The organism is Bradyrhizobium sp. LMG 9283 (genome assembly GCF_045571415.1).
In the GTDB taxonomy this organism is placed as follows: domain Bacteria; phylum Pseudomonadota; class Alphaproteobacteria; order Rhizobiales; family Xanthobacteraceae; genus Bradyrhizobium.
This window is the reverse complement of sequence record NZ_CP120691.1, coordinates 5,630,098-5,645,513: the sequence shown is the minus strand read 5'-3', so window position 1 is coordinate 5,645,513 and position 15,416 is coordinate 5,630,098. Positions and strand designations below refer to the sequence as shown.

Sequence of the window (15,416 nt, the reverse complement as noted above, 5' to 3'; positions counted from 1 at the left end):
GATGAAGATCGTGATCTTCGGCGGCACCGGGTTTGTCGGCCTCAATCTCGCCGAGGTGCTGCTTGCGCGCGGGCACGAGGTGACGCTGCATGATCGTGCGCCATTGCCTGCGGCTGCGCAGCGATCGCTGGCCGACTACGGCGCACGGCTCGAAATCGTGCAGGGCGATATTACCGACGTAGTAGCCATCGATGCTCTTATTGCAAAGGGCTGCGACGCGATCGTGCTGGGCGCCGCGGTCACCGCCGGCGATGACCTCGAACGGGCATCGCCCGCGCGCGTTCTGGAGATCAACGTGATGGCGCAGATCCCGATCCTGCAAGCCGCGATCCGCCATGGCGTTCGCCGGGTCGTCAATCTGTCGTCGGCATCGGCTTACGGCGCTGCGGGCCAGCAGGTCCCGGTGCTGGACGAGGAAACGCCCTGCGATCCCGTCTCGTTCTACGCCATCAGCAAGTTCACCTCGGAACGATCGGTGGCACGGCACGCTGAGCTTTTTGGCGGTGATTTCCTGAGCGTCCGCCTGAGCGCTGTGTTCGGTCCGTGGGAGCGGCCCGGCTCGGTGCGCGATACGCCCAGCCTCCAGTTCCAGATTCTCGCCGCGTTCGCGCGCGGCGAACCGGCTCTCTTGCCCGAGGCTGGGATGAAGGACTGGACCTACGCGCCGGACGCCGCCGAGGCCGTCGCCGTGCTGATCGAAGCCGAGCGGCCGCGCCACCCGCTCTACAACATCTCCAGCGGCGCGGCCTGGTCCGCGCTGCAATGGGGCGAGGCCTTTGCGGCCCTGCATCCCGGGCTGGAGTGTCGGCTCGCAACGCCGGGAGAGACAACCGTCATCAAGCTCCACGGCGGCGATCGGGCGCCGATGTCGGTCAAGCGGATGGCCGATGAGTTCGGCTGGCGCGCCCGGTTCGGTTGCGCCGAGTCCGCGGCGGCGATGAGCGCATGGTGGAAGCAGCACAAGGAGGGGGTCTGAGATGCGGCTGCGGGGGCGTACGGCCATCGTCACAGGGGCGGGCTCGGGCATCGGCCGCGCCAGCGCAAAACTGTTCGCGGAGGAGGGCGCGCGCCTCGCGCTGGTTGACCGCGATGCTGCGGGGCTGGAGGAAACCCAGCGACTGCTAGGCGAAGCAACCGTGCATGTGGGTGACGTCGGCAATGCCGCGTTCGCCGAGACGGTCGTCGGCGATGTCGTGGCGCGCCATGGCCGCCTCGACATCCTGATGACTGCGGCGGGCTTCTCCTGTGGCGGCACGGTGCTGACCACGAGTCCGGACGACTGGGATGCGGTGTTTCGCGCCAATGTCGGCGGCACCTGGCTGTGGGCGCGGGCCGCGGTGCCTCACATGCAGCGGCAGAACAGCGGCTCGATCATCACGCTGGCATCGCAGCTTGCGATTGCCGGCGGAAAGAGCAACAGCGCTTATATCGCCGCCAAGGGCGCGATCGTCAGCCTGACGCGGACGATGGCGGTGGATTTCGCAACGGACGGCATTCGCGTCAACGCGATTGCGCCGGGCGCGATCGATACGCCGATGCTTCGTCGCAGCTTTGCCCGTCACGCCAATCCAGAGGAGGTACGTGAGGCCTCGCGCAACCGCCACGCCATGAAGCGGTTCGGCCAGGCGGAAGAAATCGCGCAAACCGCGCTGCATCTCGCCAGCGATGCCTCTTCGTTCACGACCGGCACCGTGATGGTGGTCGACGGAGGCTGGCTCGCGGCATGAGTGAGGCGCTTACCCAGCTCGAAGCCGATATTCGGGCCGATCTGGCGATGATCGCGCATCCCGGCGCCGCGTGGCTCGAAGCGAAAACGGGACCCGACGGCAAGCCGGCGCTGGATGTCCTCATCGTCGGCGCAGGCCAGTCCGGCATCGCCATCGGCTTCGGCCTGATGCGCTCCCGCGTCAGCAACATCCTGCTGATCGACAAGGCCGAGGAAGGGAAGGAGGGCCCGTGGCTCACCTATGCCCGCATGCCGACGCTGCGGAGCCCGAAGGACTACACCGGCCCGGACCTCGATATCCCGAGCCTGACCTACCAGTCCTGGCACGAAGCCCGCTGCGGCAAGGAAAGCTGGCAGCAGCTCGGCCTGATCGAGCGCGCCCATTGGGCGGCGTATCTGCTCTGGCTGCGGCGCACGATCGGCTTGCCGGTGTGTAATGCTTGCGAGCTGCTGGAGATTGCGCCGGCGCCCGACGGCCTGCTCGCCGCGCGCGTGAAACGGGCAGGAGAGGTCGAGACGCTCTACGCCCGCAAGATCGTGCTGGCGACGGGGCAGGAGGGCATGGGCGGCTGGATAGTTCCAGAGGAGCTGCGCCATCTGCCGGTCAGTTCGGTCGCAACCGTCGCCGACGATATCGATTTCGAAAGTCTGCGCGGCAAGCGCGTCGCCGTCATCGGTGCCGGCGCCTCCGCTTTCGACAATGCGGCGACCGCGCTGGAGGCGGGCGCCGCTGAGGTGCACCTGCTCTGCCGCCGCGCGCAGATCCAGGTGATCCAGCCCTATCGCTGGCTGACATTCCGCGGCTTCCTGCGCCATCTCAGCGATCTCGACGATGGCTGGCGCTGGCGCTTCATGCGCAAGATCCTCGAAATGCGCGAAGGATTTCCGCAAGCAACCTATGACCGCTGCGCGCGTCACGCCAATTTCACATTGTACGAGGGAGCGCCAGTCGAGACGACGCGCGAGACCGGAAAAGGCCTTGAATTGCAGACGCCGCGCGGCACCATTACCGCCGATTTCGTCATCTGCGGCACCGGTATCGACATGGACTTTGCCGGCCGCAGCGAGCTCAGCCGATTTGCCGGCAACATCGCCACCTGGGCGGATCGCTATCAGCCACCGGAAAACGAGCGCAACGAACGGCTCGGCCGCTTCCCCTATCTTGCCGACGACTATGCCTTCACCGAGCGCGTGCCCGGAAAGACGCCGTGGATCTCCGACATCCATCTCTTCGCCATCGCCTCCACCATGAGCTTTGGTCCCTCGGGATCGTCGATCAATGCGATGACCACCGCCGTTCCAAAGCTGGTCCACGGCCTGACGCGCGGCCTGTTCCGCGCCGATGTTGAACGACACTGGGCTTCGCTCGACGCCTATGACGTGCCGCAGGCGGTGGTCACGCGGCCGGCGCGAAAAATGGAGGAAACGCTGTGATCATCCATGCACCGCCGTAACGATGCGTCCGCAAAAACGCCCCACGAGACTGGCGCGCAACTTGCTTCTTTCTTAAACCTGCCTTGCTGGCGTTCTCGTTCGAAATTCAGGGAAAAACCGATGCGTTTTGTGTCTTTCAGGCCGGTGACCTCAGTCCTCGCTATCGCCGCTCTGTTGCTCATCGCCAACGCGCCGTCGCAAGCGCAAACCAGGGCCGAGACATTGCGCTACGTGACCGGCGCATCGGTCAACACGCTCGATCCCAACATCCCCGGCTCGACCCGCGAGTCCTTCGCGCTGAGCATGAGCACCTATGACCGCCTGGTGGCGTTCGGCCGCAAGCAGCTCAACGGCAAATGGGTGTTCGATCTCGACACGATCACGGGCGAGCTCGCCGAATCCTACGACGTCAGCCCCGACGGCCTGAAGCTCACCTTCCGCCTGCGCAAGGATGCAAAATTCCAGGACGGCTCGCCCGTCACCGCCGAGGACGTCAAATGGTCGCTTGATCGCTGTGTCACCGCGCCGATCCTCGGCAAGGCGCAACTGCTGACGGGCTCGCTGACGTCGGCCGACCAGTTCAAGGTGATCGATCCCCTCACCATCGAGGTGACGCTGCCAAAACCCGACAAGCTCGCGCTGCCGAATCTTGCGACCGTCTATCCCATGATCATCAATTCGAAAGTGGCAAAAGAGCACGCGACGGCGGACGATCCCTGGGCCACGGCGTGGCTGAAGGAGCACACCGCCGGCAGCGGCGCCTACGTGATCGAGACCTTCAAGCCGGGCGAGCAGGTGATCGTCAAGCGCAACGAGGCCTGGAATCGCGGCTCGGCCAACAAACCGGCCTTCTTCAAGCGCGTCATCATACAGTCCGTGCCGGAGCCGGCCACCCGCGCCAACCTGGTCGAGCGCGGCGATGCCGATCTCGTGGTCGACCTCCAGGCCAGCGATGTGCAGGCGCTCGAGGCCAAGGGCAAGCTCAAGGTGATCTCGACGCCGCAGTACAATTCAATCACCTTCGTTTCGATGAACAACCAGATTCCGCCCTTCGACAACGTCAACGTCCGCCGGGCCATCGCTTACGCGCTGCCCTATGAGGACATGTTCAAGGCCGCTCTGTTCGGCCGCGGCGCGCCGTTGTTCGGCGCAACCTGGGCGGATGGCAAGCCGGCCAACGGAATCTATCCGTTCCAGCAGCCGGTGAAGCTCGACCTCGACAAGGCTAGGGAATATCTGAAGGCCGCCGGGCTTCCGGAGGGCTTCTCGACCACCTTCAGCTTCAACGTCGGCCAGGCCTCGACGGCCGAGCCGATGGCTGCGCTGGTCAAGGAATCGCTCGGCAAGATCGGGATCAAGGTCGACATCCAGAAGCTGCCGGATGCGCAGATGTCGACGCAGATCAACGAGAAGAAGCTTCCCTTCTACACCGAAGGCATCGTCGCTTGGCTACCGTCGACCGACTACTTCTACCGCAACTTCTACACCGGCAATCAGCGCTGGAACTACAGTTCGATCAACAACCCGGACCTTGCCGCGATCGCGCAGGAAGCCCGCTTCGAGCCGGATAAGGCCAAGTACGAGGAAGCCGGCCGCAAGCTCAACGCGATGCACTTCGACCTGATGCCGCAGATCATGTTGTGGCAGCCGAACCAGGATGCCGTCATGGCGGCGTCGATCGAAGGCTACACCTACGAGTTCCACCGCCAGGTGGACTATCGCGACGTCAGCCGCAAGTGACATCCAGGAGCTCTGAAAGGTGACGACCGGTCTTGGCGCAACGATGGTGCGGGCGGGCAGGCGACTGCTGTCCTCGCTGCCGGCGTTGTTCGGTGTGCTGGTCTTCACCTTCTTGCTGATGCGCGTCCTGCCCGGGGATCCCGCGGTGTTCTTCGCCTCGGGGCCCAATGCCGGCAAGGAGGAGATCGAGCAGATCCGCAAGCAGATGGGGCTCGACAAATCGGTGCCGGAGCAGCTCGTGTTCTATCTCTCCGACATCGGCCACGGCAATCTCGGCCGCTCCATGATGACAGGACAGCCGGTGCTGAAGGATCTGCGCGAGCGGCTGCCGGCGTCGCTGGAGCTCACCCTCACCGCGCTCCTGATCGCGCTGATTGCGGCGGTGCCGCTCGGCGTCATCGCGGCGTTGCGGCCGGGGTCGGTCATCGATCACGGCGTGCGGCTGTTCTGCGCGCTCGGTGTCTGCGTGCCGACTTTCGTCTCGGGCCTGCTCTTGATCTACGTCTTCTATTATCTGCTCGGGCTTGCGCCTGATCCGACCGGGCGGATCGACGTCTTCACCTCGCTGCCGCCGCAACGCACCGGTTTCCTGCTGATCGATTTCCTGCTTGCCGGCGATCTCGAGGGCTGGTGGACGGCCTGCAAGCAGCTGATCTTGCCAGCGATGAGCATGGCCCTGTTCGTCATTGCGCCGCTGGCGCGGATCACGCGGGCCTCGATGCTGGTTTCGCTCGGCAGCGATTTCGTGCGCACCGCGCGCTCGGTCGGGCTATCCTGGCACAAGGTGGTCGTCACCTATGCATTGAGGAACGCGATCCTGCCGGTCATCACCATCGCCGGCATCGTGTTCTCGACCATGCTGGGCGCCAACGTCCTGGTGGAGAAGGTGTTCTCCTGGCCTGGCGTTGCCTCCTACGCGCTCGATGCGCTGCTGTCCTCCGACTATGCGCCGGTGCAGGGCTTCGTGCTGCTGATGGCCAGTCTGTTCGTGTTGGTCAATCTCGTCGTCGATATCTGCTACGGCATCGCCGATCCCAGGGTGTCGATCGAATGACCAGCGCAACCCTTCGCCATTCGGTCTGGATCCTGCGCGGCAATCCGCTCACCGCCGTTGCCGCGACCGGTGTGCTCGTCTTCATCCTGGTCGCGATCTTCGGACCGTGGATCGTGCCTTACGATCCCGTTGCCTCGAATGTCTCCGAGGCCCTATTGCCGCCGAGCGCTGCGCACATTGCCGGGACGGACCAGCTCGGGCGCGACGTGTTCAGCCGTCTCATCATCGCCGCGCGGCTCGACCTTGCCATCGCAGTCTCCGCGGTCGGGATATCCTTTGTCATCGGCGCCGTCGTCGGCGCGTTCTGCGGCTATGCGGGCGGCCGCCTTGATCGCGCCGTCGGCCGTTTCGTCGATGTGATGATGGCCTTTCCACTGTTCGTGCTGGCGATGGCGATGGTCGCAGCGCTCGGCAACCGGATCGAAAACATCGTGATTGCGACTGCGATCATCAATCTTCCGTTCTACATCCGCTTCGCGCGGGCCGAGGTCAACGTCCGCCGCAATGTCGGCTGGGTCGAGGCCGCGCGCGCCAGCGGCGAGAGCCACTTCTCCGTGGTGCTGCGCTTCCTGCTGCCGAACATCCTGCCGGCGATGGCGGTGCAGATCTCGCTCAATCTCGGCTGGGCAATTCTGAACGCGGCCGGCCTGTCCTTCATCGGCCTCGGCGTCAAGCCGCCAACGCCGGAATGGGGCATCATGGTCGCGGAAGGTGCGCGATTCATCTCGACCGGACGGTGGTGGCTGGTGGCCTTTCCGGGCCTTGCGCTGATGATGGCGGTGCTGTGCTTCAATCTCCTCGGCGATGGCATGCGGGACATTCTCGATCCCCGGATGCGCACATGAGCGAGGATCTGCTCAGGATCGAGGACCTTCATGTCGCGTTCTCGACGCGGCGCGGCATGGTCGAGGCGGTGCGCGGCGTGACGCTCACGGTGAAGGCTGGTGAGATGCTCGGCCTCGTCGGCGAGAGCGGCTCGGGCAAGTCGGTCACGGGCTTTGCGACGACCCGGCTGCTCGATGCAGCCGGGCGCGTCACCCGCGGCAAGATCCTGTTCCGGGGGCAGGACGTCACGAAGCTCAGGGGCGATGATCTCCGACAGCTGCAGGGTGCCGCGATGTCGATGATCTTCCAGAACCCGCGGGCGGCGCTGAATCCGATCCGCGCGATTGGCCTGCAGATCGCGGACGCGATCCTTACGCATAAGCGTGTCTCGAAACAGGCCGCGCACGTCGAGGCGCTGGAGTTGTTGCGCGCCGTCCAGATCCGCGATCCCGAGCAGCGGATGAACGCCTATCCGCACGAGCTCTCCGGCGGCATGTGCCAGCGCGTCATGATCGCGATTGCGATCTCCTGCAATCCAACGCTGTTGATTGCCGACGAGCCGACCACCGGGCTCGACGTCACCACGCAGAAGGTGGTGATGGATCTCTTGGCAGATATTGCTGCCGCGCGCGGCATGGCGACGATCCTGATCACGCACGACCTCGGGCTCGCGGCGCGCTATTGCCGCCGCATCGCTGTGATGGAGCGTGGCCGCATCGTCGAGGAGGCGAGCCCGAGCACTCTCTTCAGCGCGCCGCAGCACGCCTATACGAGGCGCCTAGTTGCGGCGTCGCCGACGGCGACGTCACGAATCGAAGACCTCGTGACGGAGGAGGAGAGGGAGCGTTACACGGCCGTTCTCGGCGAGCCACGGCCGACGGTCACGCACGGCACGCCGCCGCTTTTGGAAGTGCGGAAGCTCGCAAAGCGCTTCGACCAGGGCTCCGCGGCGGTCGCGGACTTCTCGATGACGATGGCCGGCGGCGAGAGCGTCGGTCTCGTCGGCGAGTCCGGCTCCGGCAAAAGCACGACCTCGCGGATGATCTGCCGCCTGATCGACCCGAGCGAAGGCGACATCGTATTCGACGGTCAGTCGATCGGGCATCTGGCGGCGCGCGATTTTCACCGTTCGCCATTGCGCAAAGACATTCAGATGGTCTTTCAGGACCCGAACGAGAGCCTCAACCCGCGCTTTACGGCGTTCGATTGTATCGCCCATCCCTTGATGCGGCTCGACGGCATGCGCGCGGGTGAGGCACTGCGCCAGCGGGTGGAAGAATGCGCGGAGCGCGTGGGACTGCCGCTCGATCTGTTGCCGCGGTTTCCGCATCAGCTCTCCGGCGGCCAGAAAGCCCGTGTCGGCATCGCCCGCGCCATTGCCTGCCGGCCACGGCTCCTTGTGCTGGACGAGCCGACCGCCGCGCTTGATGTTTCCGTGCAGGCGGTGGTGCTGCAGCTGCTCGACCGCCTGCGGCGCGAGAACGACATCGCGCTGCTGTTCGTGAGCCATGATCTCAACGTGGTGCGCATGCTCTGCGATCGCACCATCGTGCTGCGCAATGGCGGCATCGTGGAGCAGGGCGAGAGCCGGACGCTGTTCGATAATCCGAAGACCGACTACACGCGCAAATTGGTCGAGGCGATCCCCCACATCGAGACCGGGCCGGCGCTGGCGGCCGCTCTCTGAGCCCGTATCGGCCGGAATGGCGATGAGATCCCGCTGGCGAAGGCGGATTTAGTGGCATACCATTTGCTTGCAAATGGGCTCGGTTTCACTTGCCCCTTTGCCAATGAACAGCTGGCATCACGGCATTACTGGGAGGACTTCATGGATCGCAGGACCGTATTGAAGGGACTGGCCGGCGCGGGCGGTCTGGCATTGACGGGTGGCCTGTCGGCCCCGGCGATCGCCCAGGGGACGGCGGCACGCACCCTGCGTTTCGTGCCGCAGGCCAACCTTGCCAATTTCGACCCGATCTGGGGCACGCAATATGTCGTGCGCAATGCCGCCGCGATGGTCTGGGATACCCTTTACGGCATCGATTCCTCGCTGCAGCCGCAGCGCCAGATGGTCGAGTCCGAGGAAGTGACCGACGACGGCACGACCTGGACTTTCAAGCTGCGGCCGGGGCTCAAGTTCCATGACGGCGAGCCGGTGCTGAGCAAGGACGTCGTTGCAAGCCTGACGCGCTGGTCGGCGCGCGATCCGATGGGACTGATGATCAAGGCGCTGCAGCAGGAGCTCACGGCCGTCGACGATCGCACTTTCAAATGGGTCCTCAAGCAGCCCTTCCCGAAGATGCTCTACGCGCTGGCCAAGAACAACTCGCCGTGCGGCTTCATCATGCCGGAGCGCATCGCGCAGACCGATCCGTTCAAGCAGATCACCGATTATGTCGGCTCCGGGCCGATGAAGTTCGCCAAGGGCGAATGGGTGCCCGGCGCGAAGGCGGTGTTCGAGAAGTTCGCCGACTATCAGCCGCGGCAAGAGAAAGCATCATGGCTCGCGGGCGGCAAGCAGATGCTGCTCGACCGCATCGAATGGATCGTGATGCCGGATCCGGCCACGGCAGCCGCTGCCTTGCAGAACGGCGAGGTCGATTGGTGGGAAAACCCGATTGCGGACCTCGTTCCGGTCCTGAAGAAGAACAAGAACATCAGCGTCGACATCGGCGACCCCCTCGGCAATATCGGCTCGTTCCGCATGAACCATCTGTTTCCGCCGTTCAACGACGTGCGGGCGCGGCGCGCGGTGCTGATGGCGCTCAGCCAGGAAGACTATATGCGCGCGATCGTCGGCGACGACACCGCGCTGTGGAAGCCGCTGCCCGGCTTCTTCACGCCGGACACGCCGCTCTACAGCGAAGTCGGTGGCGAGATCCTGAAAGGCAAGCGCGACTTCGACGCGGCCAAGAAGCTGCTCGCCGAGAGCGGCTATTCCGGCCAGCCCGTGACGTGCCTCGTGGCACAGGACCAGCCGATCACCAAGGCGCAGGGCGACGTCACTGCGGACCTGCTGAAGAAGCTTGGCATGAATGTCGACTTCGTCGCCACCGACTGGGGCACGGTCGGCTCCCGCCGCGCCCAGAAGACGCCGCCGGGACAAGGCGGTTGGAACATGTTCCACACCTGGCACGCGGGCGCGGACTGCATCAATCCGGCTCCCTACACCGCCATTCGCGCCAACGGCGACAAGGCCTGGTTCGGCTGGCCCAACAGCCCGGGCACCGAGAAGGAGGTCACGTCCTGGTTCGAGGCCAAGAACCTCGACGAGGAGAAGGCCGCCATCGGCCGCCTCAACAAGGCGGCGCTCGATGACGTCGTGTACGCGCCGACGGGCTTCTTCCTGAGCTACACCGCGTGGCGCAAGAACGTCTCCGGCATCACCAAGGGGCCGCTGCCATTCTTCTGGGGCGTGTCGAAGTCTGCATGATCGTACGCTGAGGCCAGATGCTCTCCTACATCCTCCGTCGCATCGTCGCGACCTTGCCAGTCATGGCAATCGTCGCGCTGTTCGTGTTCAGCCTGCTCTACATCGCACCGGGTGATCCGGCCGTGGTGATCGCGGGCGATCAGGCAAGCCCGGAGGATGTGGAGCGCATCCGCCAGAGCCTCGGTCTCGACCGGCCCTTCCTGGTCCAGTTCGGAAGCTGGGTCTGGCGCATCCTGCACGGCGATCTCGGCACTTCGATCTTCACCAACCTGCCGGTCTCGGCGATGATCGGGCAGCGTCTCGGACCGACGCTGTCGCTGATGATCGTCACGCTGCTGCTCACGATCGTGGTGGCGGTGCCGCTCGGCGTGGTGGCGGCCTGGAAGGCCGGCAGCCTGATCGACCGCGTCATCATGGGCTTTGCCGTATTCGGCTTCTCGCTGCCCGTCTTCGTGGTCGGCTACATGCTCGCCTACATCTTCGCGCTCGAGCTCGAATGGCTCCCGGTGCAGGGCTACACGCCGCTTGCGCAAGGCTTCTGGCCGTGGCTGGAAAACCTGATCCTGCCGGCGATCGCGCTCGGCTGCGTCTACATCGCGCTGGTCGCGCGTATCACGCGGGCAGCCATGCTCGAAGTGCTGCAGCAGGACTATATCCGCACCGCCAAGGCCAAGGGGCTCGGGCAGGGCGGCATCCTGTTCCTTCACGCACTGAAGAACGCGGCGGTCCCGATCGTCACCGTGATCGGGATCGGCATCGCGCTCCTGATCGGCGGCGCTGTCGTGACCGAGAGCGTGTTCGCGATCCCCGGTCTCGGCCGTCTCACGATCGATGCGATCCTGCGCCGCGATTATCCGGTGATCCAGGGCATCGTGCTGCTGTTCAGTTTCGTCTACGTCCTCGTCAATCTGATGATCGACGTCGTCTATACGCTCGTTGACCCGAGGATCCGCTATTGACCGACACCACCGTCAATCCGCAATCGCTTCCCACCGGCCTCGTCGTCGCGCCGCAACTGCCGGAGATCCTGCGGCCGGTCAAGATCCGGCGCGGCTTCATCGGTCTGTTGCGTGGCCATCCCACCGTTGCGATCGGCGGCGTGTTGTTGCTCGCACTGGTTTTGATCGCCGTCTTCGCCCCTCATCTTGGCACGGTCGACCCGACCGCGCTTGCGCCCGCGAAGCGCACACGGGCGCCGTCGGCCGATTTCTGGTTCGGCACCGACGTGCTCGGCCGCGACATCTATTCGCGCGTGCTGTTTGGCGCGCGCGTCTCGCTTACGGTCGGCCTGTCGGTCGCCATCTTCGCGTCCGCGGCGGGTCTCGCCATCGGCATGGTCTCCGGCTTCATCCGCTGGGCCGACGGCATTTTGATGCGCTTCATGGACGGGCTGATGTCGATCCCGCCGATCCTGCTCGCGATCGCGCTGATGGCGCTGACGCGCGGCAGCGTCGGCAACGTCATCCTCGCCATCACCATCGCCGAAATCCCGCGCGTCTCGCGGCTCGTGCGCAGCGTGGTGCTGTCCTTGCGCGAGCAGCCCTACGTGGACGCGGCTGTCGCCTGCGGCACGCGCACACCGATGATCATCCTGCGCCACATCCTGCCGAACACGGTCGCGCCGATGCTGGTGCAGGCGACCTATATCTGCGCCAGCGCCATGATCACGGAGGCGATCCTGTCCTTCATCGGCGCCGGCACGCCGCCGACCATTCCGTCCTGGGGCAACATCATGGCCGAGGGCCGTGCGCTGTGGCAGGTCAAGCCCTACATCGTGTTCTTCCCGGCGGCGTTCCTGTCCGTCACCGTTCTCGCCGTGAATTTGCTCGGCGATGGCCTTCGCGATGCGCTCGACCCGCGCATGGCCAAGAGCCTCTGATGCTGCGGGGCTGATCACATGGCGTTGCTCGAAGTCGAGAACCTCCAGACCCATTTCCGCACGCCCGGCGGCATCAATCGCGCGGTCGACGGAGTGTCCTTCCATGTCAACGAAGGCGAGACGCTCGCCATCGTCGGCGAGTCCGGTTGCGGCAAGTCGGTGACATCGATGTCCTTGATGCGGCTGATTCCGGAGCCGCCGGGCAGGATCGCAGGCAGCATCCGCTTTGCGGGCAGGGATCTGCTAAAATTGTCCGATCGGGAGATGCGCGCGATCCGCGGCAACGACATCTCGATGATCTTCCAGGAGCCGATGACCAGTCTCAATCCGGTGCTGACCGTCGGCCGCCAAATCCGCGAGACCCTGATGATCCATCAAGGCCTGGACAAGCAGGCGGCGGAAGCGCACGCGGTCGAGATGCTGACACTGGTCGGTATTCCCGAGCCGAAACGGCGCGTGCGCGAATATCCGCACCAGCTTTCAGGTGGCATGCGCCAGCGCGTGATGATCGCGGTCGCGCTCGCCTGCAATCCGAAGCTTCTCATAGCGGACGAGCCGACCACCGCGCTCGACGTGACCATCCAGGCGCAGATCCTGAAGCTGATGCTGGACTTGAAGCGCCGGGTCGGCGCAGCCATCATCCTGATCACCCACGATCTTGGCGTCGTCGCTGAAATCGCCGAACGCGTCATGGTGATGTATGCCGGCCGCAAGGTCGAGGAGGCGCCGGTGGCCGAGCTGTTCCGCTCGCCGCGTCATCCCTATACGCAAGGCCTGCTCGGCGCGGTGCCGAAGCTCGGCTCCTCGCTCGCCGGGACCGCAACGCGGCTCGCCGAGATTCCCGGGCAGGTGCCTGACCTCCGCAAGCCCATTATTGGCTGCGTCTTCGCCGGCCGCTGTGCGCTTGCGACCGATCTCTGCCGGCAATATGCGCCGGGGCTCGAGGAAAAGGGCCCGCGCCACGTCGCCGCCTGTCATTACGCGGCCAAGGGAGCCGTCGCGGCATGAGCCCCCCGCTGCTCCAGGTCAACGACCTCAAGAAGCATTTTCCGGTGAAGACCGGCCTGTTCGGCCGCAAGTCCGAATTCGTCTATGCGGTGGACGGCGTCTCCTTCGAGATCGCGCGCGGCGAGACGCTGTCGCTGGTCGGCGAATCCGGCTGTGGCAAGTCGACGGTCGGCCGCGCCATCCTGCGGCTGTTCGACATTACCTCGGGACAGGTCATTCTCGACGGCCAGAGGATCGACGACGCCGCGCCGAGCACGATGCGCCAGATGCGCCGCCGCGTGCAGGTCGTGTTCCAGGATCCTTTCTCGAGCCTCAATCCGCGCATGCGCGTGCGCGACATCCTGGCCGAGCCGATCCGCAATTTCGGCCTCGCCAAATCCGCGGAGGATCTCGAGGTGCGCGTCACCGCGCTAATGGATACCGTGCGCCTGCCGCGCGAGGCGCTGAACCGCAGGCCTCACGAATTCTCCGGCGGTCAGCGCCAGCGCATCGGGATTGCCCGCGCGCTCGCGGCCGAGCCCGAACTGATCGTCTGCGACGAGGCAGTGTCCGCGCTCGACGTCTCAGTCAAGGCGCAGATCGTCAACCTGCTGCAGGACCTCCAGCGCGAGTTCGGCCTGGCGCTGTTGTTCATCAGCCACGATCTCGCCATCGTCGAGCATATGACGCATCGGGTCGCAGTGATGTATCTCGGCAAGATCGTGGAAGTGGCACCGCGCCGCGAGATCTTTGCCGCGCCAAGGCATCCCTACACCAAGGCGCTGCTCTCTGCGGTGCCGCTGCCAGAGCCCGGAGCACAGCGCAATCCTATCATTCTTAGGGGTGACGTGCCGAGCCCGATCAACCCGCCGAAGGGATGCCGCTTCCACACCCGCTGCCCGTTCGTCTTCGATCGCTGCCGGACCGAGGAGCCGGCGCTGCGCTCGACGGGAGCCGAGCAGTGGGTAGCCTGTCATCTCGAAGAGCCGCCGTAGGAGCTCAACCCTGCCGGCGCAGGAAGCCCGTGATCGTGACCTTTTCCCAGATGCCGGCCGCGGCAAAGGGATCGGCGCGGTTGAAGGCTTCGACCTCGGCGCGGCCCGGTGCCTCGATCAGGAACAGGCTGCCGATCATCGTCTGGCCATCGTCGGAGACCAGCGGTCCCGACATGACGATCTTGACGCCGAAGCGCGAGGTATCGCTCAGGAAAGCCTTGTGGGCGTCGTAATTGGCAAGCCGGGTCGGCAGCGCGCCGGTGCGGTCGACGGCGTGAATGGCAAACAGCATGATGTCTCCGCTTCTTGCTTCAATTCTTGGGACGGCCGCGGGAGCGGCCGTCCGGACTCGTGGTGCTCGGCTTATTTCACGCTGAGCTTGCCGGCATCCTCGAAGGTCGGGCAGGTCCGCTGCTCCAGCGGCACGTCGAACGGCCCGTAATTGTCCTTGGTGATGACGGTCGGCCTCAGCACGATCTCGCTGATGACAGGCTGGTTGCGCAAGGAGCGGATCGCCATCATGGTGCCGAGGCAGCCTTGCGCGAAGCCATTGTAGTCGCCGCTCGCCAGCAGCTTTCCTGACTTGATCGCGTCGATCGCCTCCTTGGTGCCGTTGATGCCGATCACCTGCGCCTTGCGGTTGGCGCCGTCGAGCGCTTCGATCGCGCCGACCGCCATGGCATCGTTGGCGGCGAGCACGCCGTCGATCTGCGAGTTCGACTGCATCAGGTTTTCCATCACCTGGAGCGCCTGGAGACGTTGATAGTTGCCGGGTTGCGAGGCCAGGAGCTTGGCGCCCGGGCTTTCCTTCAGCGCGTCGTTGAAGCCGCGGACGCGATCGACATTGGTCAGCGAGCCCTTGACGCCCTCGATGATGACGATGTTGCCCTTGCCGCCGAGCGTCTTGAGCAGGAAGCGCGCGGTCTCGAGCCCGAGGCTGTAATCGTCGGCGCCGACGAAGGACAGGAATTTGCCGCCGGCAGACCGGTCGGTGATGTTGACGACCGGGATCTTTGCCTCGTTGATCTTCTCGACGCCGGGCACCATCGCCTTGTAGTCGACAGGCGTGAACACGATCGCGCTCGGCTTCTTCACCACGACGTCCTCGATCTGGCTGAGCTGCTCGGGGATGCTGTCGGGCTTGGTCGGGATGTATTGCAGCGTCTTGGCGTTCAGCGTCTTTGCCATGTTGTCGGCGCCGACCCGCACCGTCTGGAAGAACGGGTTGGTCTGGTTCTTGGTGAAGACGGCGATGGTCTCGCCGTCGGCGCGCGCCTGCGTGGTGAACGCGGCCGCCATCAGCAGCGGCAGCGCCAAATAGTCCAGCCTCAATTTCATATTGC

General features: G+C 65.0%; 14 protein-coding genes. 12 read left to right on the top strand and 2 right to left on the bottom strand.

What is annotated here, in order from left to right; genetic code table 11:
• Position 1: 1 nt before the first annotated feature.
• The 12 genes from P6U29_RS26820 to P6U29_RS26765 all read left to right on the top strand — a co-directional run bounded on the left by P6U29_RS26820 (position 2) and on the right by P6U29_RS26765 (position 14,073).
• Entirely contained in the window at positions 2-976 is a 975-nt protein-coding gene (locus P6U29_RS26820) for an NAD-dependent epimerase/dehydratase family protein (protein WP_407113086.1), read from the top strand.
• A gap of 1 nt (position 977) precedes the next feature.
• A complete protein-coding gene (locus P6U29_RS26815) occupies positions 978-1,727 on the top strand; it encodes an SDR family oxidoreductase (RefSeq protein WP_407113085.1) in 750 nt (249 codons plus the stop codon).
• Entirely contained in the window at positions 1,724-3,160 is a 1,437-nt protein-coding gene (locus P6U29_RS26810) for an NAD(P)-binding domain-containing protein (protein WP_407113084.1), read from the top strand. The genes P6U29_RS26815 and P6U29_RS26810 overlap by 4 nt, the downstream gene beginning before the upstream one ends.
• A gap of 120 nt (positions 3,161-3,280) precedes the next feature.
• Positions 3,281-4,900 carry an ABC transporter substrate-binding protein gene (locus P6U29_RS26805; RefSeq protein WP_407113083.1) on the top strand — a complete coding sequence of 540 codons (1,620 nt, stop codon included), beginning with the start codon at positions 3,281-3,283 and terminating at the stop codon, positions 4,898-4,900.
• Positions 4,901-4,919: 19 nt separating this feature from the next.
• Entirely contained in the window at positions 4,920-5,954 is a 1,035-nt protein-coding gene (locus P6U29_RS26800; protein WP_407113082.1) for an ABC transporter permease, read from the top strand.
• Complete coding sequence (locus tag P6U29_RS26795) at positions 5,951-6,799, top strand: ABC transporter permease (RefSeq protein ID WP_407113081.1); 849 nt, start codon at positions 5,951-5,953, stop codon at positions 6,797-6,799. The genes P6U29_RS26800 and P6U29_RS26795 overlap by 4 nt, the downstream gene beginning before the upstream one ends.
• Positions 6,796-8,466: a nickel ABC transporter ATP-binding protein NikE gene (gene nikE / locus P6U29_RS26790; protein ID WP_407113080.1), complete on the top strand. Its 1,671-nt coding sequence runs from the start codon at positions 6,796-6,798 to the stop codon at positions 8,464-8,466. The genes P6U29_RS26795 and nikE overlap by 4 nt, the downstream gene beginning before the upstream one ends.
• Positions 8,467-8,607: 141 nt before the next feature.
• Entirely contained in the window at positions 8,608-10,212 is a 1,605-nt protein-coding gene (locus P6U29_RS26785) for an ABC transporter substrate-binding protein (RefSeq protein WP_407113079.1), read from the top strand.
• 17 nt (positions 10,213-10,229) lie between these two features.
• A complete protein-coding gene (locus tag P6U29_RS26780; protein ID WP_407113078.1) occupies positions 10,230-11,171 on the top strand; it encodes an ABC transporter permease in 942 nt (313 codons plus the stop codon).
• Complete coding sequence (locus P6U29_RS26775; protein ID WP_407113077.1) at positions 11,168-12,091, top strand: ABC transporter permease; 924 nt, start codon at positions 11,168-11,170, stop codon at positions 12,089-12,091. The genes P6U29_RS26780 and P6U29_RS26775 overlap by 4 nt, the downstream gene beginning before the upstream one ends.
• 18 nt (positions 12,092-12,109) lie before the next feature.
• On the top strand, positions 12,110-13,099 hold the full coding sequence (locus tag P6U29_RS26770; RefSeq protein WP_407113076.1) for an ABC transporter ATP-binding protein: 990 nt from the start codon (positions 12,110-12,112) through the stop codon (positions 13,097-13,099).
• Positions 13,096-14,073, top strand: a complete 978-nt coding sequence (locus tag P6U29_RS26765) for an ABC transporter ATP-binding protein (protein WP_407113075.1) — start codon at positions 13,096-13,098, stop codon at positions 14,071-14,073. The genes P6U29_RS26770 and P6U29_RS26765 overlap by 4 nt, the downstream gene beginning before the upstream one ends.
• Positions 14,074-14,077: 4 nt before the next feature.
• Here the strand turns inward: P6U29_RS26765 and P6U29_RS26760 are convergent, their stop codons facing one another.
• Positions 14,078-14,365 (bottom strand): YciI family protein, encoded by a 288-nt coding sequence (locus P6U29_RS26760; protein WP_129144264.1) that lies wholly within the window; start codon positions 14,363-14,365, stop codon positions 14,078-14,080.
• A 71-nt stretch (positions 14,366-14,436) separates the two neighbouring features.
• Positions 14,437-15,411 carry a sugar ABC transporter substrate-binding protein gene (locus P6U29_RS26755; protein WP_407113074.1) on the bottom strand — a complete coding sequence of 325 codons (975 nt, stop codon included), beginning with the start codon at positions 15,409-15,411 and terminating at the stop codon, positions 14,437-14,439.
• Positions 15,412-15,416: the final 5 nt, after the last annotated feature.

Coding starts and splice junctions, on each gene's coding strand:
- P6U29_RS26820 (WP_407113086.1), top strand. CDS start 2: ATGAAGATCGTGATCTTCGGCGGCACCGGGTTTGTCGGCCTCAATCTC.
- P6U29_RS26815 (WP_407113085.1), top strand. CDS start 978: ATGCGGCTGCGGGGGCGTACGGCCATCGTCACAGGGGCGGGCTCGGGC.
- P6U29_RS26810 (WP_407113084.1), top strand. CDS start 1,724: ATGAGTGAGGCGCTTACCCAGCTCGAAGCCGATATTCGGGCCGATCTG.
- P6U29_RS26805 (WP_407113083.1), top strand. CDS start 3,281: ATGCGTTTTGTGTCTTTCAGGCCGGTGACCTCAGTCCTCGCTATCGCC.
- P6U29_RS26795 (WP_407113081.1), top strand. CDS start 5,951: ATGACCAGCGCAACCCTTCGCCATTCGGTCTGGATCCTGCGCGGCAAT.
- nikE (WP_407113080.1), top strand. CDS start 6,796: ATGAGCGAGGATCTGCTCAGGATCGAGGACCTTCATGTCGCGTTCTCG.
- P6U29_RS26785 (WP_407113079.1), top strand. CDS start 8,608: ATGGATCGCAGGACCGTATTGAAGGGACTGGCCGGCGCGGGCGGTCTG.
- P6U29_RS26780 (WP_407113078.1), top strand. CDS start 10,230: ATGCTCTCCTACATCCTCCGTCGCATCGTCGCGACCTTGCCAGTCATG.
- P6U29_RS26770 (WP_407113076.1), top strand. CDS start 12,110: ATGGCGTTGCTCGAAGTCGAGAACCTCCAGACCCATTTCCGCACGCCC.
- P6U29_RS26765 (WP_407113075.1), top strand. CDS start 13,096: ATGAGCCCCCCGCTGCTCCAGGTCAACGACCTCAAGAAGCATTTTCCG.
- P6U29_RS26760 (WP_129144264.1), bottom strand. CDS start 14,365: ATGCTGTTTGCCATTCACGCCGTCGACCGCACCGGCGCGCTGCCGACC.
- P6U29_RS26755 (WP_407113074.1), bottom strand. CDS start 15,411: ATGAAATTGAGGCTGGACTATTTGGCGCTGCCGCTGCTGATGGCGGCC.